Source organism: Streptomyces fildesensis (assembly GCF_016107395.1).
In the GTDB taxonomy this organism is placed as follows: Bacteria; Actinomycetota; Actinomycetes; order Streptomycetales; family Streptomycetaceae; genus Actinacidiphila; species Actinacidiphila fildesensis.
Map to the genome: position 1 here is coordinate 197,508 of NZ_JAAIKO010000008.1, position 25,359 is coordinate 222,866.

The 25,359-nt window shown below is 71.0% G+C and carries 19 protein-coding genes; 15 read left to right on the forward strand and 4 right to left on the reverse strand.

Features of this window, described 5'->3' with window-relative positions; all coding sequences use genetic code 11:
• The first annotated feature begins 22 nt into the window (after positions 1-22).
• The 5 genes from gatC (at position 23) to C6N31_RS15540 (ending at position 5,986) form a co-directional block, all read left to right on the forward strand.
• Positions 23-319, forward strand: a complete 297-nt coding sequence (gatC, locus tag C6N31_RS15520) for an Asp-tRNA(Asn)/Glu-tRNA(Gln) amidotransferase subunit GatC (protein ID WP_138354932.1) — start codon at positions 23-25, stop codon at positions 317-319.
• A gap of 5 nt (positions 320-324) precedes the next feature.
• Positions 325-1,818, forward strand: coding sequence for an Asp-tRNA(Asn)/Glu-tRNA(Gln) amidotransferase subunit GatA (gene gatA / locus C6N31_RS15525; RefSeq protein ID WP_138354933.1), 1,494 nt, complete (start codon positions 325-327; stop codon positions 1,816-1,818).
• A complete protein-coding gene (locus C6N31_RS15530) occupies positions 1,815-2,054 on the forward strand; it encodes a hypothetical protein (RefSeq protein ID WP_138354934.1) in 240 nt (79 codons plus the stop codon). Before gatA ends, C6N31_RS15530 begins: the two co-directional genes overlap by 4 nt.
• A gap of 11 nt (positions 2,055-2,065) precedes the next feature.
• The gene (gene gatB, locus C6N31_RS15535) at positions 2,066-3,574 is read left to right on the forward strand and encodes an Asp-tRNA(Asn)/Glu-tRNA(Gln) amidotransferase subunit GatB (RefSeq protein ID WP_138354935.1); all 1,509 of its coding nucleotides are present in this window, start codon (positions 2,066-2,068) and stop codon (positions 3,572-3,574) included.
• 189 nt (positions 3,575-3,763) lie between these two features.
• On the forward strand, positions 3,764-5,986 hold the full coding sequence (locus C6N31_RS15540) for an MMPL family transporter (protein ID WP_138354936.1): 2,223 nt from the start codon (positions 3,764-3,766) through the stop codon (positions 5,984-5,986).
• Here the strand turns inward: C6N31_RS15540 and C6N31_RS15545 are convergent.
• The gene (locus C6N31_RS15545; RefSeq protein WP_138354937.1) at positions 5,976-7,898 is read right to left on the reverse strand and encodes a serine/threonine-protein kinase; all 1,923 of its coding nucleotides are present in this window, start codon (positions 7,896-7,898) and stop codon (positions 5,976-5,978) included. The two genes, C6N31_RS15540 and C6N31_RS15545, sit on opposite strands and share 11 nt — an antisense overlap.
• 181 nt (positions 7,899-8,079) lie before the next feature.
• On the opposite strand from C6N31_RS15545, the gene C6N31_RS15550 reads away from it, so the two are divergent.
• From C6N31_RS15550 to C6N31_RS15560, 3 genes are all read left to right on the forward strand, one after another.
• On the forward strand, positions 8,080-8,688 hold the full coding sequence (locus C6N31_RS15550) for a hypothetical protein (RefSeq protein ID WP_198357691.1): 609 nt from the start codon (positions 8,080-8,082) through the stop codon (positions 8,686-8,688).
• Between the two features lie 203 nt (positions 8,689-8,891).
• Positions 8,892-9,095 carry a hypothetical protein gene (locus tag C6N31_RS15555; RefSeq protein ID WP_138354939.1) on the forward strand — a complete coding sequence of 68 codons (204 nt, stop codon included), beginning with the start codon at positions 8,892-8,894 and terminating at the stop codon, positions 9,093-9,095.
• Positions 9,096-9,132: 37 nt separating this feature from the next.
• On the forward strand, positions 9,133-12,228 hold the full coding sequence (locus C6N31_RS15560) for a helix-turn-helix transcriptional regulator (protein WP_138354940.1): 3,096 nt from the start codon (positions 9,133-9,135) through the stop codon (positions 12,226-12,228).
• Here C6N31_RS15560 and C6N31_RS15565 read toward each other — a convergent pair.
• The 3 genes from C6N31_RS15565 to C6N31_RS15575 all read right to left on the reverse strand — a co-directional run bounded on the left by C6N31_RS15565 (position 12,209) and on the right by C6N31_RS15575 (position 14,880).
• A complete protein-coding gene (locus C6N31_RS15565; protein ID WP_187145031.1) occupies positions 12,209-12,370 on the reverse strand; it encodes a DUF6191 domain-containing protein in 162 nt (53 codons plus the stop codon). The two genes, C6N31_RS15560 and C6N31_RS15565, sit on opposite strands and share 20 nt — an antisense overlap.
• Before the next feature lie 17 nt (positions 12,371-12,387).
• The gene (locus C6N31_RS15570) at positions 12,388-13,584 is read right to left on the reverse strand and encodes a PQQ-dependent sugar dehydrogenase (protein ID WP_307811405.1); all 1,197 of its coding nucleotides are present in this window, start codon (positions 13,582-13,584) and stop codon (positions 12,388-12,390) included.
• A 252-nt stretch (positions 13,585-13,836) separates the two neighbouring features.
• Positions 13,837-14,880, reverse strand: coding sequence for an aldo/keto reductase (locus C6N31_RS15575; RefSeq protein ID WP_198357693.1), 1,044 nt, complete (start codon positions 14,878-14,880; stop codon positions 13,837-13,839).
• A gap of 87 nt (positions 14,881-14,967) precedes the next feature.
• Here C6N31_RS15575 and C6N31_RS15580 point away from each other — a divergent pair, with 87 nt between their 5' ends.
• From C6N31_RS15580 to C6N31_RS15610, 7 genes are all read left to right on the forward strand, one after another.
• Positions 14,968-15,921, forward strand: coding sequence for a 2-hydroxyacid dehydrogenase (locus C6N31_RS15580; protein ID WP_138358730.1), 954 nt, complete (start codon positions 14,968-14,970; stop codon positions 15,919-15,921).
• Positions 15,922-16,188: 267 nt separating this feature from the next.
• Positions 16,189-19,029 carry a putative bifunctional diguanylate cyclase/phosphodiesterase gene (locus tag C6N31_RS15585; protein WP_244809871.1) on the forward strand — a complete coding sequence of 947 codons (2,841 nt, stop codon included), beginning with the start codon at positions 16,189-16,191 and terminating at the stop codon, positions 19,027-19,029.
• A 197-nt stretch (positions 19,030-19,226) separates the two neighbouring features.
• A complete protein-coding gene (locus tag C6N31_RS15590) occupies positions 19,227-21,104 on the forward strand; it encodes an acetolactate synthase large subunit (RefSeq protein WP_138358734.1) in 1,878 nt (625 codons plus the stop codon).
• A 31-nt stretch (positions 21,105-21,135) separates the two neighbouring features.
• On the forward strand, positions 21,136-21,663 hold the full coding sequence (gene ilvN / locus C6N31_RS15595) for an acetolactate synthase small subunit (RefSeq protein ID WP_138358736.1): 528 nt from the start codon (positions 21,136-21,138) through the stop codon (positions 21,661-21,663).
• Positions 21,664-21,786: 123 nt separating this feature from the next.
• Positions 21,787-22,788: a ketol-acid reductoisomerase gene (gene ilvC / locus C6N31_RS15600; RefSeq protein ID WP_138358738.1), complete on the forward strand. Its 1,002-nt coding sequence runs from the start codon at positions 21,787-21,789 to the stop codon at positions 22,786-22,788.
• A 235-nt stretch (positions 22,789-23,023) separates the two neighbouring features.
• Positions 23,024-24,616: a phosphoglycerate dehydrogenase gene (gene serA, locus C6N31_RS15605; protein ID WP_138358740.1), complete on the forward strand. Its 1,593-nt coding sequence runs from the start codon at positions 23,024-23,026 to the stop codon at positions 24,614-24,616.
• A gap of 132 nt (positions 24,617-24,748) precedes the next feature.
• Positions 24,749-25,333: a Uma2 family endonuclease gene (locus tag C6N31_RS15610; RefSeq protein ID WP_138358742.1), complete on the forward strand. Its 585-nt coding sequence runs from the start codon at positions 24,749-24,751 to the stop codon at positions 25,331-25,333.
• Positions 25,334-25,359 lie beyond the last annotated feature (26 nt).

Genomic DNA, 25,359 nt, shown 5'->3' on the forward strand with positions numbered 1-25,359 from the left:
CTCACCCCCAGAGGATCGCTGCATGCCTGGCATCACACGCGAGGAGGTCGCCCACCTCGGCCGGCTGTCGCGTCTTGAGCTGAAGGACGAAGAGCTCGACCACTTCGCCGAGCAGCTCGACGTGATCATCGGCGCGGTCGCCCGCGTATCCGAGGTGGCCGGCGAGGACGTACCCCCGACCTCCCACGCGCTGCCGCTGACCAATGTCATGCGCCCGGACGAGGTCCGGCCGTCGCTGACCGCGGCCGAGGCGCTCTCCGGCGCCCCGGCGCAGGAGCAGCAGCGCTTCAAGGTGCCGCAGATCCTGGGGGAGGACTAATCACCATGACTGACCTGACCAGGCTCACCGCGGCCGAGACCGCCGACGTCGTCGCCACCGGCAAGGCCTCCGCCGTCGAGGTCGCCCAGGCGCACCTCGACCGCATCGGCGCCGTCGACGAGAAGGTGCACGCCTTCCTGCACGTCGACACCGAGGGCGCGCTCGACGCCGCCCGCGCCGTCGACGAGCGGCGCGCCAAGGGCGAGAAGCTCGGCCCGCTGGCCGGCGTCCCGCTCGCGCTGAAGGACATCTTCACCACGAAGGGGATCCCGACCACCGTCGGCTCCAAGATCCTCGACGGCTGGATCCCGCCGTACGACGCGACGGTGACCAAGCGCCTCAAGGACGCGGGCATCGTCATCCTCGGCAAGACCAACATGGATGAATTCGCCATGGGGTCCTCGACCGAGAACAGCGCCTACGGCCCGACCGGCAACCCGTGGGACCTCACCCGGATCCCCGGCGGCTCCGGCGGCGGCTCGTCCGCGGCGCTCGCCAGCTACCAGGCGCCGCTCGCGATCGGCACCGACACCGGTGGCTCGATCCGCCAGCCCGCGGCCGTCACCGGCACGGTCGGCGTCAAGCCGACCTACGGCGGCGTCTCCCGCTACGGCATGGTCGCCTTCTCGTCCTCCCTCGACCAGGGCGGACCCTGCGCCCGTACGGTCCTGGACGCGGCGCTGCTGCACGAGGCGATCGCCGGCCATGACCCGCTGGACTCGACGTCCATCGACGCACCGGTCCCGGCCGTCGTCGAGGCGGCCCGCAACGGCAACGTCAAGGGCATGCGGATCGGCGTCGTCAAGGAGTTCGGCGGCGAGGGCTACCAGGCCGGCGTCATGCAGCGGTTCAACGAGTCCGTGGAGCTGCTGCGCGAGCTGGGCGCCGAGATCGTGGAGATCTCCTGCCCCTCGTTCAAGCTGGCGCTGCCCGCGTACTACCTGATCGCGCCGTCCGAGGCCTCGTCCAACCTGGCCCGCTTCGACGCCATGCGCTACGGCCTGCGGGTCGGCGACGACGGCACGAAGTCCGCCGAGGAGGTCACCGCGCTCACCCGCGAGGCCGGCTTCGGCGACGAGGTCAAGCGCCGCATCATCCTCGGCACGTACGCGCTCAGCTCCGGCTACTACGACGCGTACTACGGCTCGGCGCAGAAGGTCCGCACGCTGATCTCGCGCGACTTCGAGGCCGCCTTCGGCACCGTGGACGTGCTGGTCTCGCCGACCACCCCGACCACCGCGTTCCCCATCGGCGAGCGCGTGGACGACCCCATGGCGATGTACCTCGCCGACCTGTGCACCATCCCGTCCAACCTGGCCGGCAACGCGGCGATGTCCGTGCCGTGCGGCCTGGCTCCCGAGGACGGGCTCCCGGTCGGGCTGCAGATCATCGCCCCGGCCATGGCCGACGACCGGCTCTACCGGGTCGGTGCCGCGGTCGAGGCCGCGTTCACCGGACGATGGGGTCACCCGCTGCTTGAGGAGGCACCCGCGCTGTGAGCACCCTGAAGAAGGCCAAGGGCTTCAAGAAGAGCAAGCTCGGCCTGTACATCTCGATCGGCACCACGCTCTTCGGCGCCGTGAGCACCATCAAGCAGGCACGCAACGCTCAGGGCGAGCACGACCGGTTGATGCTGGCCGACGCCGTGATCAGCGCCGCCGCCATCGCCACCGGCCTGGCACTGCTCGTCCGCGAGCTGCGCAGCCTCGCCGACGACGACGTCCTGGCGGACTGAGAGGTAGTGGAATGACCGTCATGGACCTGGAGTCCTACGAGGACGCCCTGTCGGTGTACGACCCGGTGATGGGCCTTGAGGTCCACGTCGAGCTCGGCACGAAGACCAAGATGTTCTGCGGCTGCTCGACCACCCTCGGCGCCGAGCCCAACTCCCAGACCTGCCCGACCTGTCTGGGCCTGCCCGGCTCGCTCCCGGTCGTGAACGCGATCGGCATCGAGTCGGCCATCAAGATCGGTCTCGCGCTGAACTGCGAGATCGCGACCTGGTGCCGTTTCGCGCGGAAGAACTACTTCTACCCGGACATGCCGAAGAACTTCCAGACCTCGCAGTACGACGAGCCGATCGCCTTCAACGGCTATCTGGACGTCGCACTGGAGGACGGCGAGATCTTCCGGGTCGAGATCGAGCGCGCCCACATGGAGGAGGACACCGGCAAGTCCCTCCACGTCGGCGGCGCGACGGGCCGTATCCACGGCGCCTCGCACTCGCTGCTCGACTACAACCGGGCCGGTATCCCGCTCATCGAGATCGTCACCAAGCCGATCGAGGGCGCGGGGGCACGGGCTCCCGAGGTCGCCAAGGCGTACGTCGCCGAGCTGCGCGAGCTCATCAAGGCGCTGGACGTCTCCGAGGCCCGGATGGAGCAGGGCCAGATGCGCTGCGACGTGAACCTGTCGCTGCGCCCGCACGGCCGTGAGAAGTTCGGCACCCGCTCGGAGACGAAGAACGTCAACTCGCTCCGTTCGGTCGAGCGCGCGGCGCGCTACGAGATCATGCGGCACGCGGCGGTGCTCAACTCCGGCGGCACGATCGTGCAGGAGACCCGGCACTTCCACGAGGAGGACGGCTCCACGACGGCCGGCCGCATCAAGGACAACGCCGAGGACTACCGGTACTTCCCGGAGCCCGACCTCGTCCCGATCGCCCCGGCCCGTGACTGGGTCGAGGAGCTGCGCGCCGGACTTCCGGAGCTGCCGCGGGTGCGGCGGGACCGGCTGAAGACCGAGTGGGGCATCTCCGACCACGAGATGCAGTCGGCGCTCAACGCGGGCGCGATCGATCTGATCACCGCGACGATCGACGCGGGCGCCCCGGCCGACCAGGCCCGTAAGTGGTGGATGGGCGAGCTGGCCCGTGCCTCGAACGAGACCGGCAAGGAGCTGGCCGATCTCGGTATCTCGCCGGCGCAGGTCGCGCGCGTGACGGCGCTGGTCGCCGAGGGCTCGCTCAACGACAAGCTGGCCCGCCAGGTCATCGAGGGTGTCCTCGCCGGCGAGGGCGGTCCTGACGAGGTCGTGGAGAAGCGCGGTCTCAAGGTCGTCTCGGACGAGGGCGCGCTCGGCGCGGCCGTGGACGAGGCGATCGCGGCCAACGCCGCCGTCGCCGACAAGATCCGCGCCGGCAACCTCGCGGCCGCCGGCGCCCTGATCGGCGCGGTCATGAAGCTGACCCGCGGCCAGGCCGACGCCAAGCGCGTTCGGGAGCTCGTCCTGGAGAAGCTCGGGGTTCAGGGCTGACCCGAGCAGTCGAAGACGCGTTCGAACGGTGAAAAGGCGGTCCCCGGTGGGGGCCGCCTTTTCCCTGTGAGGAAGCGCACGAAACCACCAAAGGATCATTTTTCGCTGCAAGAGTGACAGCCGCACCTGAAGTGTTCTTTGAGGGCTATTCCCTGAAAGATCCACCCGAGATACCCAGGGAAGCAGGGAATGGCCGCACTCGCCCGGTGGTGTCTCCGCCGTCGTCTCACCGTCGTTCTGCTGTGGATCGTCGCGCTCGCCGGCCTCGCCGCCGGTGCCGCCCTCGCCGGTTCCGCCTACTCGAACGACTACGGGATACCGGGCACCGAGTCCGGCCGGGCGACCGCCCTGCTGGAGCAGGCCTTCCCGCACCAGGCCGGCGACTCGGACACCATCGTCTGGCACACCGACGGCACCGGCAGCGTCCGCGCCGACGGCGTCGAGCAGCGGATGACCAGGACCCTCGACCGGATCGCGAAACTCCCCGGCGTCGCCTCGGTGACCAACCCGTACAGCCCCGAGGGCGCCGGACGCATCAGCCATGACGGCCGGACCGCCTACGCCGACGTCACCTTCGGCAGCGCCGCCGACGACATCGGCGCCGGCCAGGCCAAGGCCGTCGTGGACACCGCGAAGGCCGCCGAGGGCGGCGGACTGCGGGTCGAGCTGGGCGGCACCGCCGTCGCGGCCACCGAGAGCGGCAGCGCCCACCTCAGCGAACTGATCGGGATCGGCGTCGCCGCCGTGGTGCTGCTGCTGGCCTTCGGCTCCTTCGCCGCCATGTGCCTGCCGATCGCGACCGCGCTGATGGGCGTCGGCACCGCTTACATGGGCATCGAGCTGCTCGGCCATGTGATGACCGTGGCCGACTTCGCACCGATGCTCGGCATGCTCATCGGCCTCGGCGTGGGCATCGACTACGCGCTGTTCATCGTCACCCGGCACCGCAGAGGTCTCAAACGCGGCCTGTCGGTGCGCGACGCGGCCGAGCAGGCCGTCAGCACCACCGGCCGCGCGGTGGTCTTCGCGGGCGGCACGGTCTGTGTGGCGCTGCTCGGCATGCTCATCCTGCAGCTCAGCTTCCTCAACGGGGTCGCCGTCGCGGCGGCGCTCACCGTCATGCTGACGGTGGCCGCCTCGATCACCCTGCTGCCCGCCCTGCTCTCCATGATCGGCATGAAGGCGCTCAGCCGCCGGGAGCGGCGCCGGCTGACCGAGCACGGCCCGCAGCCCGAGGTGCCCACCGGGCTCGCCGCCCGCTGGTCCGCCTTCGTGGAGCGGCACCCCAAGCTGCTCGGCAGCCTGGCCGCGGCCGTGATGCTCGTCCTCGCGCTGCCCACCCTCTCGCTGCACCTCGGCACCTCCGACCAGGGCAACAATCCGGCCGCCAGCACCACCCGGCAGGCCTACGAGCTGCTCGCGGACGGCTTCGGCCCCGGCACCAACGGGCCGCTGACCCTCGTCGCGGACCTCCAGGGCGCCGATGCCCGGCTCGCCCTCGACCAGCTGCCGCAGACCCTGCGCGACACCCCGGGCGTCGCGTCGGTGACCTCCGCGACCGTCAGCGGCGACACCGGCGTGATCACCGTCGTCCCGGACACCGCACCGCAGTCCCGGGACACCTCCGAGCTGGTGAACCGGCTGCGCGACGACGTGCTGCCGCAGGCCGAGGACGGCTCCTCGCTCCAGGTGTACGTGGGCGGCCCCACCGCGAGCTACGACGACTTCGCGTCCGTCATCATCGGCAAGCTGCCGCTGTTCATCGGGGCGGTCGTCGGCCTCGGCTGTCTGCTGCTGCTCCTGGCGTTCCGGTCCATCGGCATCCCGCTGAAGGCGGCGGCGATGAACGTCGCCGCGGTCGCGTCGTCCTTCGGGATCGTCGTCGCGATCTTCCAGTGGGGCTGGGGGAGCGAGTTCCTGGGCCTGGGTGCGGCCGGCCCGATCGAGCCGTTCCTCCCGGTGATCATGGTCTCGGTGCTCTTCGGACTGTCGATGGACTACCAGGTGTTCCTGGTGAGCCGGATGTACGAGGAGTGGCTGGAGACCAAGGACAACCGGCGCGCGGTACGCGTCGGGCTCGCCGAGACCAGCCGGGTGATCAACTCGGCCGCGGTCATCATGATCGCGGTCTTCCTGGCCTTCGTGCTCAGCGGCGACCGGGTCATCGCGATGTTCGGCATCGGCCTGGCGGCGGCCGTCGCGCTGGACGCGTTCATCCTGCGCACCCTGCTGGTGCCGGCGCTCATGCATATGCTCGGCGGCGCCAACTGGTGGCTGCCGGGGTGGCTGGACCGCCGGCTGCCCAGAATCAGCATCGAACCGCCGGCGGCCCCGGCCCCCGCCCTGGCCCCCGCTCCCGTCCAGCTGCCCGGACCCCGGACAGCCGAACGGGAGCCGACGCCTACTTCTTGAGCATCGGGTTGCCGAGCGCTGCCGTGCCCTGGTCCTCGCAGTACTGAGCGGCCGTCTTCCGGTCGTACTCGATCCGCAGGCGCAGCGCGCCCTTCACATCGACGGTGATCTTCTCCGTCGTGCCGAGCACGAGCTTCTTGAGGGCCAGCCGCTTGCCGTCCGCGGTGATGGTCAGCCCGACCGCCGCGTTCTTCGAGGTGTCGAGCAGCCCGGCGTCGACGGTGAAGGTCGTCCACGCCCGGTTGAGGTTGAACTCCTCGAAACCGGTCTCACAGGCCGTCGTCACCTTGGCGTCCGTGTACTCCTTGGTGTTGACGGTCGCCGGGATCTCGTCGAACGCGTCGTTCCCGGAGGCGTCCACCCAGTTCATGGCCGTCAGGGAGACGTTGTCGCCCTCGGTGATCGAGGTCGGCTTGCCCGAGCCGGAGTCCGAACCGGACGGTTCGGGGGAGGATGCCTCGTCGGACGGCGACGCACTCGTCGGGTCCGCCGTCGTCGTCGGCGGCGAACTGATCTGCTGCTGCGCGGAGGTGCTGGTCTTGGGGTCGGCCGCGTCGTCCTTCTTGTCGTCGCCCATGAACTTGACGGCGACCAGCGCCCCGGACGCCATCAGGACGACCGCGAGAACCGCGGCCAGGATCAGCGGGCCCTTCTTGCCGCGCTTGGGCGGCAGCGGGGTCGCCGCCGTCGCCGGACCGGGGCCGGGACCCGGGCCCTGCGGCGGGGGCTGCTGGTGGAACGCGGCCACCGGCGGCTGCACCTGCTCCGGTACCTGCGTCGGTGTCGGCGCCTGCGCTCCGAGCACCACCGTGGGCCTGGTGTCCGTCACCGGGTCCCCCTCCGGCGGCGCCGGGATGTACGAGGGCGGCGGCGTGTGCACCGGCGGTGCGTGGACCGGCACGGGGACGGGGGCCGGCCGGTCCGGGAGCGGCGGTACGGCCGGCGCCTGGCCGGGCGGCGGCGGGGCGGCGTCCGCGACCGGGACCGCGTCCTTGGGTCCCGAGGTGCGCGGAGTGCGCGTCGTCGAGATCACCGCCGGGCGCAGCTCACGCACCCACGCGGAGAGCGACTCCGGCCGGTTCGCCGGATCCGTGGCGAAGACCGCCGCGATCCGTGCCGCCCGCTCCGGCTCAAGACCGGCCAGCTCGGGCAGCGCCAGCAGCGCGGCCCTGACCTGCTCCGGCATGGTGGCCGGCGACTCCCCGCTGAGCAGGAAGTACGCGAGGGCGCCGAAGGCGTAGCGGTCGGTGGCCGCGCTGCGCTTGCCCTCGAAGACCTCCGGCGCGGCGAACCCGGGGGTGAACCACACCTCGGCCGTCTGGTGGTCCGCGGTCAGCTTGCTCAGACCGAAGTCGACCAGCGTGGCCTGGCCGTTGGCGTCGATCATGACGTTGCCGGGGGAGAGGTCGCCGTGCACGACCGAGCGGCCGGAAGGAGTGGCGGAGCCCGTGTGCAGCCAGTCCAGGACGTCGGCGAGCTGCTCCAGGCAGCGCACGGCCTCGCGGCGTTCGGCGGGGGTGTCCAGGGCGCGCTCGGCGCGCCAGTCACGCAGGTCGAGGCCCTCCACATGGTTCATGACCAGGTACAGGGCGCGGCCCGCCGCCTCCGGGGCGGCCTCACCCGTACGGTGCGCGGACGGACCCTCGAAGTGCTCGCGGATGCCGACCACACCGAGGCGGTTGACGAACCGCAACAGCTCGGCCTGCTCACGCCATTTGGAGCTGATCCGGTCGAACTGTTCCTGCGACAGCGTCGTTTTCGAATCGAGCACCTTGACGACGACAGGTTCGGTGCCACCGCCGAGTTCGATCTCGGCGAGGTAGAGCACGGCCTCGCCTCCGCGGCCGATGGATCGCAGCAGGCGGTAACGGTCGGGTGCGCCGTCAGGGCCGATGTACAGACCGGTGTCCACTTGGTGTTTCTTCCCTCCCCCTATATCCCTGGAGTCCCGCGGAAAACATTGCGGCCAGGGGGAGTTCAGGTTGCCGCGCACGACTCGGGCAGGTCAAGCGCAGTTGCCGGGCCGTAACACGGGGATCGCACTCAGCGAGCTCTCAGGCTCCTCTCAGAAACGGAACCTACGGTTTCGTCCCATGGACACCACGAAGACCGACGCACTGGACAAGGCCGTCACCGACCCGGAGACCAAGGACAGCACGGAGAGCACGGACTCCACGGCCACCGCGGCGGACGACCGGGACGCGGCCGTCCCGGCGCAGGGCAGCACCGAACCGGACGCACGCGACGAGGACGGCTTCGACGAGGACGACCACGACGACGAGCCGGCCGGAACGCAGGGCGCGACCGGTGTGCTGGCCGCCGCGGGCTCGGTCGTCGCGGTCGGGCTGGGCATCTCGTCGCTCACCGGCACCTGGATCGGCGACCTCATGAAGGACCGCGAGCAGCTGATCGGCCAGATCAAGACCTCGGGCGGCTCGGTGCACGCCCAGCTCGCCGCCGGCTACGGCACCCCCTGGCACACCGTGGCGCTCTTCAACGGCATCTTCGCCCTGGTCGCCATCCTGGTCGCCGCCGTCGTCCTGTTCCGTCCGGGCCGGCCCGCCGCGGCCGGGAACCACTGGAGCCAGGCGCTCGCGTGGGGCGGTCTGATCCTCGGCGTCCTCGGCCTGCTGATCGCCGGCGTCATGTGGTTCGACGTCTTCACCGACCTGCCGGTGGTCGCCGCCACGCCTCAGCAGTGAACGCCTCAGCAGAGAACTCCTCAGTGGTGAACCCCTCAGCTGTGAACCCCTCAGCAGTGAACTAAGGCCCCCCGTGCTGGTAAGGCACCGGGCCTAAGTACCCCCGGCGACCGGAGTTCGGGCAGCTGCCCGATGTGGCGCACCCCCCTTGGGGACGAGGCTTGTCCCAGCGGAACAAGCCGCACAGCCAAGGGGAACACACCATGTACGAGCTCGAACTCCACAAGGTCCGCGCCACCGAACTCCAGCGCCGGGCGCGGGACGAGAACCAGGCCCGCGCGGTCATCGCCGTCCGCCGGAGCGAGCGCCAGGCGCAGCGCGCGGCACGCCGCGAGGGGCGGGTGAACACGGACGCCGGCCGGGTGGGCCGCGCACTGCGCGGCGTACGGCACCACGCGGCGTCGTGAAGTGATATCCGGTACTGCGCTGTCGGACTGCCGTGCGATGCTCAGCAATGTGCAGACCCAGTCCGTCAGCCCCGTCTTCGTCGGCCGCGACAGCGAAATGACCCGCCTCGCCGATGCGCTCGCCCGCGCCCGAGCGGGCGAGCCGCAGGGCCTGGTCGTCAGCGGTGAGGCCGGCGTCGGCAAGACCCGCCTCACCGAGGAATTCCTCGCGGCCGCCGCCCTGTCGGGCGCGGTCACCGCCGTCGGCGGCTGTGTGGAGATCGGTGCGGACGGCCTGCCCTTCGCACCGGTGTCCACCGCCCTGCGCTCGCTGTACCGGCAGCTCGGGGACGAACTGACGGCCGCGGCCGGCAACCAGGCCGGCGAGCTGTCACGGCTGCTGCCCGAGCTGGGCGAGCACCGCGAGATGACGCGCGAGGGGCGCGATTCGCAGGACGACGACGGCCGGGTACGGCTCTTCGAGCTCACCGCCCGGCTGCTGGAGCGGCTGGCCGCGGACCGCACCGTCGTCCTTGTCCTGGAGGACCTGCACTGGGGCGACCGCTCCACCCGCGAGCTGCTCGCCTACCTCTTCCGGTCGCTGCACCGCGGCCGGCTCGTGATCGTGGCCACCTACCGGTCCGACGACATCCACCGCAGGCACCCGCTGCGGCCCTTCCTCGCCGAGCTGGACCGGCTGCGCACCGTCGACCGGATCGAGCTGTCCCGGTTCAGCCGCGCGGAGGTCCGCTGCCAGATCACCGGCATCCTGGCCGCCGAGCCCGAGGGCGGCATGGTGGACCGGGTCTTCGAGCGCTCCGACGGCAACCCGTTCTTCGTGGAGGAACTGGCCGTCAGCATCCAGCAGGGCTGCAGCTCCGGGCTGAGCGACTCGCTGCGCGACCTGTTGCTGGTGCGGCTCGAAACGCTGTCCGAGGATGCCCAGCGCGCCGCGCGGATCGTCGCCGAGGGCGGCACCACCGTGGAGTACCCGCTGCTCGCCGCCGTCGCGGGGCTCTCCGAGGACGACCTCATCGAGGCGCTGCGCGCCTGCGTCGGCGCCAACATCCTGCTGCCCTCCGAGGACGGCGACGGCTACCGCTTCCGGCACTCCCTGGTCCGCGAGGCGGTCAGCGACGATCTGCTGCCCGGTGAGCGCAGCCGGATCAACCGCCGGTACGCCCAGGCCCTGGAGGCCGGCCCCGGCCTGGTCCGCACGGACGAGCGGGCCGCCCGGCTGGCCAGCTACTGGTACTACGCGCACGACCCGGCCAAGGCGCTGCCCGCCGTGCTGCGCGCCTCCGTGGAGGCCCGGCACCGGCACGCCTACGCCGAGCAGCACCGGCTGCTGGAGCGGGCCCTGGAGCTGTGGGAGGACACCCCCGAGGAGATCCGCGGCGAGCTGCGCCCCGCGGACTACGCCGAGGTCTATCCGCCGTGCGGCTGCCACCCCGACACCCCGCTGAGCTTCCTCGACCTGCTGGCCGAGATCACCGTGTCCGCCCGGCTCAGCGGTGAGCCCGAGCGCGCCTTCGCCGTGGCCAAGCGCGCGCTCCGGCTGATCGACGACACGACGGACGCGCTGCGCGCCGCCTGGTTCCGGGCCCAGCGCTCGCGACTGGTCCAGGACCTGGGCCGCGGCGACGGCTGGGAGGACGTGGGCCGCGCCCAGGAGCTCCTGCGCGGCCTGCCGCCGTCCGCCGTGCACGCCGACGTCCTCGCCTTCGCCGCCGCCTGGATGATGATCCACAAGTCCGGTGAGGAGGCCATCGCCACGGCGGAGCGGGCCGTGGACCTGGCCCGCCTGGTCGGCGCCCGCGAGACGGAACTGAACGCCCGGCTGACCCTCGGGCTGCTGCACGCCGACTCCGGGGACGTCGAGGGCGGTCTGGTGCTGGCCGAGGACGTCTGCCGCGAAGCGCGCAAGCTCGGACTGCCCGGGCTCATCGGCCGCTCCCACGGCAACCTCGCCTCGGTCCTGGAGGGCGTCGGCCGGTCCCATGACGCCATCGCGGTCGCCACCGAGGGCATCGAGCTGGTCCGGGAGATCGCCACCCGCAGCGTCCGCGCCTATCTGCGCGGCAACGAGGGCGAGTCGCTGTTCTCGCTCGGGCAGTGGGAGCGCAGCGAGGCGGCGGTCCAGTGGGCCCGCACCAACGGGTCCGGAAGGATGGCGGCCGGCGGACAGACGATGTACCTGGGCTTCCTCGCCCTGCGCCGAGGCCGGACCGGGGCGGCCGACGAGTACGCGAAGTCCGCCCGTGAGAGCTTTCTGCACGACACCCAGCCGCAGCACCTGATCCCGATCCGCACCCTGACGCTGGAGATCGCCGTCCGGCGGGGGCGCTTCGACGAGGCGCGTACGGTCCTGGCCGACGCCCTCGACGAGGGCCTGGTGCCCGGCACGTCCCGCTACTGGTGGCCGCTGCTGGCCGCCGGCGCCGCCGCCGAGGCGGACGCGCCGTGGATGACCGTCGACGACCAGGACCGCGCGGCGCACCTGAGGCGCATCCGCACCACCGCGGCGTCGCTGCCCCGGCTCGCGCCGGTCTGGGAGGCGTACGCGCTGCTCGTCGAGGCCGAGCTGGCCCGCGCCGAGGGGCAGCCCGCGCCCGAACGGTGGGCCGCCGTGGTCCGCGCCTTCGAACCGGTGGGGCGCCCGTACGAACTGGCCCAGAGCCGCTACCGGTGGGCCGAGGCGCTGCTGGCCACCGGGCACGAGACCGGGGAGGCCCGCGAGGCCAGGGAGAGCCGCGAGGAGGCCGGCGCGCTCCTCACGCTCGCCCACACGGCCGCCGGGACGCTCGGCGCGCGCCCGCTGTCCGACGAGGTCGCGCTGCTCGCCCAGCGCGCCCGGCTGTCGCTGCACGAGCCGGACGGCAGGGACGCACGGGACGGCGCGCGGGCGGTCCCCGCAGCGGACGAACCCGCCGACCCGGCCGAGGCGCTGGGGCTGACGGCGCGCGAGCGCGACGTGCTGCGGCTGGTCACCGACGGCCGGACGAACCGTCAGATCGCCGAGGAGCTCTTCATCTCGCCGAAGACGGCGAGCGTGCACGTCTCCAACATCCTGGCCAAGCTCAACGTCTCCGGCCGGGGCGAGGCGGCGGCACTGGCGCACCGGCTGCGGCTGTTCACGGTTCCGTCCGTATGACGACCGTCCCGGACTCGAGGTCTATCGACCCGCGTCCGGGATCGTTGTCGCCGGTGTCCTCGCGGGACAGCGCCAGCCGGTTCCGCTCGTCGTCGGTGTGCTTGCGTCCCGGGGTGAACAACTCATCGAGGGGATTGAACATCGCGCACCTTCCCGCTGTCAGCCGACCTTGAGCCGCAGAATGCGGTCGTCGCCGGGCTTGGGGGTGCCCCGCCCGTCCGTGTTGCTCGTGGTCAGCAGCAGGGTGCCGTCCTCCACGGTGACCACGGTACGCAGCCGCCCGTAGGTTCCTGTGAAGAACGCCTGCGGGGCCGCGGCGGCCTTCGTGCCGTCCAGCGGGATGCGCCACAGCCGCTCGCCCTTCAGCGAGGCCATCCAGATGCAGCCGGCGGCGTAGGCGATGCCGCTGGGGGAGGCATCGTCGGTGTGCCACTGCGCGACGGGGTCGACGTACCCCGCGCGGTGCGCCTGGCCCTCGACGACCGGCCAGCCGTAGTTCTTGCCCGGCTCGATGAGGTTCAGCTCGTCCCAGGTGTTCTGCCCGAACTCCGCCGCCCACAGCCTGCCCTGGGCGTCCCACGCCAGGCCCTGCACATTGCGGTGGCCGTACGAATAGACCACGGAGTCGGCCTCGGGGTTGCCGTGCGCGGGCTGCCCGTCCGGGGTCATCCGCAGGATCTTCCCGCCCAGCGACGTCTTGTCCTGGGCCAGCGGCTGGTTCCCGCTCTCACCGGTCCCGGCGTAGAGCATCTTGTCGGGGCCGAAGGCGATCCGGCCGCCGTTGTGGTTGGTGCCGCTGGGGATGCCGCGCAGGATCGTGTCCGGCGCCCCCAGCTGCTGGCCGACGGGCCGGGACGGGTCGTAGAGCATGCGCGCGATGCGGTTGTCGTCGGCGGTGGTGAAGTACGCGTACACCAGCTTGTCCGCGCCGAACGACGGGGAGATCGCGAGCCCGAGCAGCCCCCCCTCGCTGCCCGGCGTCCCGCCGGCCACCCCCGGCACCGAGCCGACCTCGGTGGTCTTCCCGGTGGCCGGATCGGTCCTGAGGATCTTCCCGGTGTCCCGGGAGGCGACCAGCAGGGCCCCGTCCGGGAGTTCGGCCACTCCCCAGGGCGTGGTGAGGCCGGTGGCGACGGTCCCGGTCACGGTGGCGGTACCGGTCGCGGGAGCGGCGGACTCGGAATCCGACGGCTCGGCGGTCGCCGTGGGAGCGGCGGCGGTGGAGGTGGCGGGCCGTGACGTGGCCGGCGGCTCCGGCACCGCGCCGTCGGGGGAGGAGCAGCCCGCGAGCAGCGCGGCGGCGAGCACGGACGTCACGGCGGTCACGGTGGTCGCGGTGGTGGTACGGCGGTGCACGGTGGGTCCTCCCTCGTGGTGTCCCGCGGCGGCATCACCGGGCTCCGCCCCGCGATGCCGGCCTGGGACTCGGGGACGACCCCCGGGAAATTGCAGCACACAACGGGCCCACAGCGCCCGGCTCTTCGCGGTTCCCATGGCCCGCCTCCGGTTGTCGTCGGTCCGCCCGCCCGCGGCCCCCGCGACCCGGTCGCCCGCCGTCTCTCCCGCCCGTCCGTCCCAGTCTCCCGTCCGCCCGGCGAGCCCGTACCGTCAGTCCCAGGAGCCCCGTACGGCGGGCAGCCCGGCGATCTCCGCGAAGTCCGCCGGCTCCAGGCGCAGCGCCGCCGCCCCCGCGTTCTCCGCCGCCCAGCGCTCGGTCTTGGTGCCCGGCACAGGGACCACCGCGGGCCCCTGGCCCAGCACCCAGGCGAGAGCGACCTGGGCCGGAGTCGCGCCGTGCCGTTCCGCGATCCGCCGCAGCCCCGCCACGATCGGCTGGTTGGCGGCCATCATCTCGGCCGTGAACCGGGGGTGCCGGGCCCGCAGATCGTCCGGCTCGAAGCCCTGTCCCGGGGTGAGGGTGCCGGTGAGGAAGCCGTTGCCGAGCGGCATCGCCGCCATGAACCCGACGCCGCGCGCCGCGCACCACGGCACGAGCGCCTCCAGCGCCTCGGTGGACCACACCGACAGCTCCGCCTGCACACAGCTCACCGGGAAGACCTGCTGCGCGCGCACCAGCTGCCGGATCGTTTCCTCGTGCATCCGCCCGCCCGTCTCCCGCCGCCACCCCGCTGAGGATGCGCTGCGCGCGCCCCCCTTATTGGTACGCCGGTTTCCGCGCGCCCCGACCGCGCACAGCCCCAGCGAACGCACCTTGCCCGCCGCCACCAGCTCCGCCATCGCGCCCCAGGTCTCCTCGACCGGGACCTCCGCGTCGATCCGGTGCAGCTGGTACAGGTCGATGACATCGGTCTGCAGCCGCCGCAGCGACGCGTCGCAGGCCCGTTTGACGTAACCGGGACGCCCGTTGGCCACGATGTGCTGCTCGCCCACCAGCAGACCGCACTTGGTGGAGACGAACACGTCCTGACGGCGCTCCCGCAGCACCCGCCCGACCAGCAGTTCATTGGTGAAGGGCCCGTACATGTCGGCCGTGTCCAGCAGCGACGTCCCGCTGTCCAGCGCCGTGTGCACCGCCCGCAGGGACCCCTCGCCGTCCTGCCGCGAAGCGCTGTACGCCCAGCTCATGGGCATGCATCCCAGGCCCACGGCGCCCACTTCGAGAGCTGCTGCACCGATTGTCCTGCGCTCCACCTGGCCTGCCCTCCTCACAGCGCCCCAACAGGGGCGTGGACCAAGGTAACGTCCCCCTCGGACAGTGCATCGCATAGCCTCCTGACCATGGCTGACACGTTGCTGAACCACCGGCCCCAGGTCTGGCTGCCCATCGCGGCCGAGGAGATCGGCCCGCTGCCCACCGACCTGGACTACGTCTTCTGGGACGGCGCCGACGCGTACCCGGCGGACCCGTCGACCGCCGCGTTCTACGTCGTCCCGTACATGAAGGGGGCGGAGGTCGCCGCCCGGCCGCTGCCCCGGATGACGGGCCTCCGCGTCGTACAGACCCTGAGCGCCGGCACCGACCAGGTCGCCGGGCATCTCGGGCACCTGCCGCCCGGCGTACGCCTCTGCAACGCCCGCGGGGTGCACGAGGCGAGCACCGCGGAACTCACCCTCGCGCTCACCCTCGCCTCGCTGCGCGGCATCCCGCGCTTCGTCCGCGGCCAGGACGCCGAGGAGTGGCACGACGGCTTCTACCCCGCGCTCGCCGACAAGAGCGTGCTGATCATCGGTTACGGCTCGATCGGCAGTGCGATCGAGGACCGGCTCACCCCGTTCGAGTGCGACGTCGTACGGGTCGCCCGCACCGCGCGCCCCTCCCCGCGCGGCCCGGTGCACGCCCTCGCCGAATTGCCCGAACTGCTGCCGGAGGCCGATGTGGTGGTGCTCAGCACCCCGCTGACCGAGGCGACCAGAGGGCTGGTGGGAGCGGAGTTCCTGTCCCGGATGAAGGACGGCGCACTCCTGGTGAACGTCGCGCGCGGGCCCGTGGTCGACACCAAGGCGCTGCTCGCCGAACTGGAGTCCGGACGACTGCGTGCGGCACTCGATGTCACGGACCCCGAACCGCTGCCCGCCGGACACCCGCTGTGGCACGCTCCGGGCCTTCTCATCAGCCCGCACGTCGGCGGCAGCACCTCCGCGTTCCTCCCGAGGGCCAAGCGGCTGCTGCGCGCACAGTTGTTCCGTTTCGCCACAGGGGAGCCGCTGAGCAACCTGGTCACCACCACCTGACGTCGCAGGTGGAGGGCGTGCGGCACCCGGTGACTGCACTGCGTGGTGGTGATCTCCCTTGCGGTTACGCTGTGTAGAGGAACTATGTCCCTGAGTGACGAGTCTGGTGTATCGTCCCGACCGGGGGACGCGTCACGGATGCCCATGGGTTGACGGCGGCGCGCGAAAGGTCAGCAAGCGAGGGGGGCGACGGGTGATGCACGGCCAATGGCGAGACGACCTGACGCGGTGCAGCGGCGCACCGCGACAGCGATACGGGACCACACGGTGAGCTCGACCGGGGCGGTGATCGCTCAGCCACCCGCCCACACCGGCCGGGCGGCGCTCGTGCCGCAACTCCTGGTCGCCGTGCTCTGCGGAGGCTACGCGACCGGCGCCGCGGTGGGCTGGGGATCGGCCTGGATCGCCGACATCATGGGCGACTTCGGGCTCGCCGCCGCCGCGGCCGCGGCCAGTGTCTCCTCGTTCGTCTACGCCCGGACCCTCGCCGGCCGCCAGCGGCCCACCTGGTTCCTGTTCGCCGGCTCGTCCGCGATGGTGGCGCTCGGCAACGGCACCTGGGGCTGGTACGAGGTGGTGCTGGACGGCACGCTGCCGAAGACCTCGATCGCCGACTTCTTCTTCCTGCTCTTCGCCCCGCCGGCGATCATCGGTCTGCTGATGCTCGCCAAGCGCCCGGTCACCCGGGCCGGCTGGGTGTGCCTGGCGCTGGACGCCTGGCTCGTCGGCGGCTCGCTGCTCACCCTGGCCTGGAGCCTCGCGCTCGCCAACGACGCGAGCCTGAACGGGCTCAGCGCCGCCCAGGCCGCGCTGCGGCTCGCCTACCCGCTGCTCGACATCGCGCTCGCCAGCATGGTGCTGGCGCTGCACTTCCGGCGCTCCCCGGCCAACCGCGTCGCGGTCAACACCGCGATCGCCGCCCTCGCGCTGACCGTGCTGTGCGACGCGCTGTTCCGCTCCCCGCTCTGGCGCGAGCACTACCAGTCCGGCCACATCCTGGACGCCGGGTGGTTCGCCGGCAGCATGCTCCTCGCCTACGCCCCCTGGGCGGGCCGGCGGGACGCCGCCCGGCTGGAGCCGCGCTCCCGCGCGCACTCCAGCCGCAAGGTCGCCGGCTCGCTGGCCGCCCTCGTCCCGTACCTCGCGGCGGGCGTCTGCACCCTCGGCATCCTGTACAACGTGATCAGCGGCCGGAAGACCGACCATGTGGTGCTCTTCACCGGCTGCACCGTCGTCCTCGCGCTCGTCGTCCGCCAGGGCATCATGCTGCTCGACAACATCTCCCTCACCCAGGAACTGGCCCAGAAGGAGAACCACTTCCGGTCCCTGGTGCAGGGCTCCAGTGACGTCATCATGATCGCCGCGCCCACCGGCGTGCTGCGCTACGTGAGTCCGGCGGCCCGGGGCGTGTACGGGCGGGACGCCGAGGACATGGTGGGCACCGAGCTCGCCTCGCACATCCATCCCGAGGACCTGGGGCGGGTGGTGCACGAGGTCCGCAGGTTTCTCGCCGCCTCGCCCGCCGCGGAGCCCGCTACGCGCATCGAATGCCGGATCCGCGCCGGCCGCGGCCGGGACGGCGGCGGCTGGCTCAACGTCGAGTCCAGCGTCAACCGCTACCAGGGCGGGCTGATCTTCAACAGCCGCGATGTGACCGAACGGGTGCGATTGCAGGCCCAGCTCCAGCACAACGCCTCGCACGACCCGCTCACCGATCTGCCCAACCGGGCCCTGTTCACCGAGCGGGTGAGCCGGGCCCTCGGCGGCCGGCGCAGCGGCGACGGCGAGGCGGCGGTGCTCTTCGTCGACCTCGACGGTTTCAAGGCGGTCAACGATACGGTCGGCCACCAGGCCGGCGACGAGCTTCTCGTCCAGGCGGCCCGGCGGCTCCAGGAGTCGGTCCGGTCCGGGGACACGGCGGCACGATTGGGCGGCGATGAATTCGCCGCCCTCATCTGTGGCGGGAGCGCCGACCGGCAGCTCCGGGAGTACCAGATCCACGAGATCGCCGACCGGCTGCGCTCCGCGCTCTCCGAGCCGTACCGCGTGGAGTCCGGCGAGGTGCGGGTCGCGGCCAGCATCGGGGTCGCCTTCGCCGAGCCGGGGATCACGCCCAGCGAGCTCATGCGCAACGCGGACCTGGCGATGTACCGCGCGAAACAGGCGGGCAAGGGCCGGGTCGAGATGTACGCGCCCCAGATGCAGGCCGACGTGGTGCGCCGCGCCGAGCTGGCCACCCGGCTGCGCAACGCCCTGCACGACGGGGAGTTCACCCTGCTGCACCAGCCCGTCGTCGAGCTGCGGACCGGCCGGGTGGCGGCCGTCGAGGCGCAGGCCCGCTGGCGCTCCGCGCAGGGCATCCTCTTCACCCCCGCCGAGTTCCTGCGGGTGGCGGAGGACACCGACCGCACCGCGGAGCTGAGCCGCTGGCTGCTGCAGGAGGCGGTCGAGCAGGCCGCGCTGCGGCACGGCTCGGGCCATGCCGTGCCGGTGGCCGTCCGGATGTCCGTCCGCCGGCTGATGCACCGGGACCTGCCGCTCGGCAACATCGAGACGCTGCTGAGCCGCCATGAGCTGCCCGCCGGCGGACTGGTGCTGGAACTGACCGACAACGACCCGCGGATCTCCCTGGAGGAGCTGGAGCGCAGGCTCTCGGCGCTGCGCCGGCTCGGCGTGCAGATCGCGCTGGGCGGCTTCGGCACCGGATACGCCGCGATGACCGCGCTGCGCACCCTCCCGGTGGACCTGCTCAAGATCGACCGCAGCTTCGTGGAAGGAATCGTCGAGTCCGCCCGGCTGCACAAGATCACCGCGGGCATGCTGCGGATCGCCGAGGACCTGGGCATCCGCACCGTGGCGGACGGGGTGGACCGGCCCGAGCAGGTGATCGCGTTGCGCGCCATGGGCTGTACGCACGGCCAGGGCATGGCCTTCTCCGGTCCGCTCGACGAACACCGGCTGAGGGGCTCGCTGGCCCGTGGCGGCTACCCGGTACCTCATGGTTCCATCGCCCTGACCGGCGGCCCACTGCCCGTGCGGCACACCGGAAGCACCGGAACGGGTGATCCCCTTCGCTCAAATGCTGAGACGCCCGTCCCACCCGCTTGACACTCCGAGGGGTCCAGGGGGAGGGTCGTGTCCATGCGCACCCGAATTCTCGTACTTGGAAAGCGCGTCGGCTGACCGAGGCCCACCATCGCCTTGGAAAACGCACCGACGCGCTCCCCTCGCTTGCCTGACGGCACGAGGGGTTTTTTGTTGCCTGGCACCCAGAAGAAACTCATCTTCGAGAGAAGAGAACGCAGATGACCGAGCAGGCCACCGGGGCCCCCCATCCGCAGCAGCGGGCCCGCAGCGGGGGACAGCAGCCCACCACTCCCGAGCGCATGACGGGCGCGCAGTCCCTCATTCGTTCGCTCGAGGCGGTCGGCGCCGACACCGTATTCGGTATCCCTGGCGGTGCGATCCTGCCGGCCTACGACCCGCTGATGGACTCCGTCAAGGTCCGCCACATCCTGGTCCGCCACGAGCAGGGGGCCGGCCACGCCGCCACCGGCTACGCGCAGGCCACCGGCCGGGTCGGCGTGTGCATGGCCACCTCGGGTCCGGGCGCCACCAACCTCGTCACGCCGATCGCCGACGCCCACATGGACTCCGTCCCGCTGGTCGCGATCACCGGCCAGGTCGCCTCCAAGGCGATCGGCACCGACGCCTTCCAGGAGGCGGACATCTGCGGCATCACGATGCCGATCACCAAGCACAACTTCCTGGTGACCAAGGCCGAGGACATCCCGCGGACGATCGCCGAGGCGTTCCACATCGCCTCCACCGGCCGTCCGGGCCCGGTCCTCGTCGACATCGCCAAGGACGCGCTGCAGAACCAGACGACCTTCTCCTGGCCGCCGCAGATGGACCTGCCGGGCTACCGCCCGGTGACCAAGCCGCACGCCAAGCAGATCCGTGAGGCCGCCCGGCTGATCAACGAGGCCAAGCGTCCGGTGCTGTACGTCGGCGGCGGCGTCATGAAGGCCCGCGCCACCGCAGAGCTGCGGATCCTGGCCGAACTGACCGGCGCCCCGGTCGTCACCACGCTGATGGCGCTCGGCTCGTTCCCCGACAGCCACCCGCAGCACGTCGGCATGCCCGGCATGCACGGTGACGTCACCGCGGTCACCGCGCTGCAGAAGTCCGACCTGCTGATCGCGCTCGGCGCCCGCTTCGACGACCGGGTCACCGGCCGGCTCGACACCTTCGCCCCGTTCGCGAAGATCGTGCACGCCGACATCGACCCCGCCGAGATCGGCAAGAACCGCGCCGCGGACGTGCCGATCGTCGGCGACGCCCGCGAGGTCCTCGCCGACCTGATCGTCGCGGTCCAGGCGGACCACGAGGCCGGCCACAAGGGCGACTACGCCGACTGGTGGAAGGACCTCAACCGCTGGCGTGACACCTACCCGCTGGGCTACGACACCCCGGACGACGGCAGCCTCTCCCCGCAGCAGGTCATCGAGCGGATCGGCCAGCTGGCCCCCGAGGGCACCCTGTTCGCGGCCGGCGTCGGCCAGCACCAGATGTGGGCCGCGCAGTTCATCAAGTACGAGAAGCCCAACACGTGGTTCAACTCCGGCGGCGCCGGGACCATGGGGTACGCGGTGCCCGCGGCGATGGGCGCCAAGGCCGGCGTCCCCGGCGCGACCGTCTGGGCGGTCGACGGTGACGGCTGCTTCCAGATGACCAACCAGGAGCTGGTCACCTGCGCGCTCAACAACATCCCGATCAAGGTCGCCATCATCAACAACGGCGCCCTGGGCATGGTCCGCCAGTGGCAGAACCTCTTCTACGGCGAGCGGTTCTCCAACACCGTGCTGCACGCCGGTGAGACCAACTCCGACAGCGGCTCGACGGTCGGCGTCGGCTCGACGGTGAACCGCGGCACCCGCGTCCCGGACTTCGTCAAGCTGTCCGAGGCGATGGGCTGCGTGGGTCTGCGCTGCGAGAGCCCGGACGAGCTGGACGCGGTCATCGCCAAGGCCAACTCGATCAACGACCGCCCGGTGGTCGTGGACTTCATCGTCCACGAGGACGCCATGGTGTGGCCGATGGTCGCGGCCGGTACCTCCAACGACGAGATCCTGGCCGCCCGCGATGTCCGCCCGGACTTCAGCGACGGCCAGGAAGACTGAGGCGCAGGACCGAGAGAAGGAACGAAGCGACATGTCCAAGCACACGCTCTCCGTCCTGGTGGAGAACAAGCCCGGCGTCCTCGCCAGGATCACCGCGCTGTTCTCCCGCCGCGGCTTCAATATCGACTCCCTCGCGGTGGGCACCACGGAGCACCCCGAGATCTCCCGCATCACGATCGTCGTCAACGTGATCGACGAGCTGCCGCTGGAGCAGGTCACCAAGCAGCTCAACAAGCTGGTCAACGTTCTGAAGATCGTAGAACTGGAGCCCGCAGGAGCCGTTCAGCGTGAACTCGTTCTGGTGAAGGTGCGGGCCGACAACGAGTCCCGTTCCAAGATCGTCGAGATCGTCCAGCTGTTCCGCGCCAAGACCGTTGACGTCTCTCCCGAGGCCGTCACGATCGAGGCCACCGGCGGCGCCGACAAGCTCGAAGCGATGCTCAAGATGCTGGAACCCTTCGGCATCAAGGAGCTGGTGCAGTCCGGCACCATCGCCATAGGGCGTGGCGCCCGGTCCATCACCGACCGCTCGCTGCGGGCCCTCGACCGCTCCGCGTAGTGACAGCGCACCGCGTGGCCGCTCCGGCGGCGACGCGGTACCGCATAGCGAGACCGACAAGCTTTCTTCCGCCCACCGGACGTACTGTGTGGGCAATCCACCAGAACCAAGGAGATATCCCAAGTGGCTGCCGAGCTGTTCTACGACGACGACGCCGACCTCTCCATCATCCAGGGCCGCAAGGTCGCGGTCATCGGATACGGCAGCCAGGGCCACGCCCACGCGCTGTCGCTGCGTGACTCCGGCGTCGACGTGCGCGTCGGCCTGCACGAGGGTTCCAAGTCCAAGGTCAAGGCCGAGGAGCAGGGCCTGCGCGTCGTCTCCGTCGCCGAGGCGGCCGCCGAGGCCGACGTGATCATGATCCTGGTCCCGGACCCGCTCCAGGGCAAGGTCTACGAGGAGTCCATCAAGGACAACCTCAAGGACGGCGACGCGCTCTTCTTCGGTCACGGCCTCAACATCCGCTACGGCTTCATCAAGCCGCCGGCCAATGTCGACGTCGCCCTGGTCGCCCCGAAGGGCCCGGGCCACCTGGTCCGCCGCCAGTACGAAGAGGGCCGCGGTGTCCCGTGCATCGCGGGTGTCGAGCAGGACGCGACGGGGAAGGCGTTCGCGCTCGCCCTCTCGTACGCGAAGGGCATCGGCGGCACCCGCGCCGGCGTCATCAAGACCACCTTCACCGAGGAGACCGAGACCGACCTCTTCGGTGAGCAGGCGGTCCTCTGCGGCGGCGCCTCCGCGCTCGTCAAGGCGGGCTTCGAGACCCTCGTCGAGGCCGGCTACCAGCCCGAGATCGCGTACTTCGAGTGCCTCCACGAGCTCAAGCTGATCGTGGACCTCATGTACGAGGGCGGCCTGGAGAAGATGCGCTGGTCGGTCTCCGAGACCGCCGAGTGGGGCGACTACATCACCGGCCCCCGCATCATCAACGACCAGACCAAGGTCGAGATGAAGAAGGTCCTCGCCGAGATCCAGGACGGCACCTTCGCCAAGAACTGGATGGCCGAGTACGAGGCCGGTCTGCCGAAGTACAACGAGTACAAGAAGGCCGACCAGGACCACCTGCTGGAGACCACCGGCAAGAAGCTCCGCAAGCTCATGAGCTGGGTCGACGACGAGGCGTGAGCCTCATCGGGTGCGGGGCGGTCGCAGTGGCCGCCCCGTACCTTGTCCACGGCGTACAGCCACGTGCGGGTGATCCTTCCACCAAGGCACAAGTCGCGCTCGGCGGCGCCGATACACTGCAACTACAAAGCGCGTCAGGCTCACAGCGTCGTGCGTCTTCCACGCGGCATGCCATCCCCTCCCTCCCTGGAGCGTCCGCGGGACCGGCCGCCCACGAAGGACAAGTGAGGACCACGTGAGCCAGAAGCCTGTCGTACTCATCGCCGAAGAGCTGTCGCCTGCCACTGTCGACGCACTGGGGCCGGATTTCGACATCCGGCACTGCAACGGCGCCGACCGGGGTGAGTTGCTCTCCGCGATCAAGGATGCCGACGCCATCCTGGTCCGCAGCGCCACCAAGGTGGATGCGGAAGCCATCGCCGCCGCGCCCAAGCTGCGAGTCGTCGCCCGCGCGGGCGTCGGTCTGGACAATGTCGACGTGTCCGCCGCCACCAAGGCCGGCGTGATGGTCGTCAACGCCCCGACCTCGAACATCGTCACCGCCGCCGAGCTGGCCTGCGGCCTGCTCATCGCCACCGCCCGTAACATCGCGCCGGCCAACTCGGCGCTGAAGAACGGCGAGTGGAAGCGGAACAAGTACACCGGCGTGGAGCTGGCCGAGAAGACCCTCGGCGTCGTCGGCCTCGGCCGCATCGGCGCGCTGGTCGCCCAGCGCATGTCCGCGTTCGGCATGAAGATCGTGGCCTACGACCCCTACATCCAGCCCGCTCGCGCGGCCCAGATGGGTGTCAAGATCCTCAGCCTGGACGAGCTGCTGGAGGTCTCCGACTTCATCACCGTCCACCTGCCGAAGACCCCCGAGACCCTCGGCCTGATCGGTGACGAGGCCCTGCACAAGGTCAAGCCGTCGGTCCGGATCGTGAACGCCGCGCGTGGCGGGATCGTGGACGAGGAGGCGCTCGCCTCGGCCCTGAAGGAGGGCCGCGTCGCGGGTGCCGGCCTGGACGTCTACGCGAAGGAGCCGTGCACCGACTCCCCGCTCTTCCAGTTCGACAACGTGGTGGCCACCCCGCACCTGGGCGCCTCCACCGACGAGGCGCAGGAGAAGGCCGGCATCGCCGTCGCCAAGTCCGTCCGCCTCGCGCTCGCCGGTGAGCTCGTACCGGACGCGGTCAACGTCCAGGGCGGCGTCATCGCCGAGGACGTACGTCCGGGCCTGCCGCTCGCCGAGAAGCTCGGCCGGATCTTCACCGCGCTGGCCGGCGAGGTCGCCGCCCGCCTCGATGTCGAGGTCCGCGGTGAGATCACCCAGCACGACGTGAAGGTGCTCGAACTCTCCGCGCTCAAGGGCGTCTTCGAGGACGTCGTCGCCGAGACCGTCTCCTACGTCAACGCGCCGCTGTTCGCCCAGGAGCGCGGTGTCGAGGTCCGGCTGACCACGTCGAGCGAGTCGCCCGACCACCGCAACATGGTCACGGTGCGCGGCACTCTGACGGACGGCACGGAGGTGTCGGTCTCCGGCACGCTGGCCGGTCCGAAGAACATCCAGAAGATCGTCGCCGTCGGTGACGAGGACGTGGACCTGGTCCTCGCCGACCACATGGCCTTCCTCCGCTACACCGACCGCCCCGGCGTCGTCGGCACGGTCGGCCGCATCCTCGGTGAGGCCGGCGTCAACATCGCGGGCATGCAGGTCGCCCGCGCGGCCGTCGGCGGCGAGGCCCTCGTGGCCCTGACCGTCGACTCCTGCATCCCGCCGGCCGCCCTGGCCGAGATCGCCGAGGAGATCGGCGCCACGTCGGCCCGCGCGGTGGACCTCACGGACTGACCGCAGGTCACCGACCGACCGAGGTCACGACGTCAGCGACGAAGCCGCCCTTCACTCGTATGAGGGGCGGCTTCGTCATTCCCTCCCGCTACGCTGAACGCTGCGGACAGAATCCCGTCGATGGGAGGAATCATGACTGCCGAACCGCTTCCGGCCTGGGCTTTCCCGCCCCCGGGCGGGTTCACCGCGGACGACCTCGACCGTATCCCCGATCTCCCGCCGCACACAGAGCTGATCGACGGGAGCCTTGTCTTCGTGAGTCCGCAGAAGTATTTCCACATGCTGGCCGTGGATCTGTTGAGCACTTTCCTGCGACAGGCGGCCCCGGAGAAGTTCCGTGTACTGCGCGAGATGACCATTACCGTGAGCAGGAGCAATCGCCCTGAACCCGATATCTCGATCGTCCGGGCCGAGGCCGTGTCGGAATCGGCGAATGAAACCGGTTATCAGGCCTCGGACGTCGTTCTCGCCGTCGAAGTCGTCTCGCCCGAATCCGAGGACCGGGACCGCAAGCGCAAGCCCCAGCTCTACGCGGAAGCGGGTATCCCGCACTTCTGGCGGGTGGAGAAGGGTGAGGGCCGGCAGCCGGTCGTCTACGTCTACGAGCTCGACACGATGACCCATACCTATGTTCCGTCGGGCATCCACCACGAGCGGCTCAAGGTTCCCGTCCCCTTCACCATCGATATCGACCTCACCGAGATCGACCGTCTCTAGGCTTCCCGCAAGACGGCACATCCGGC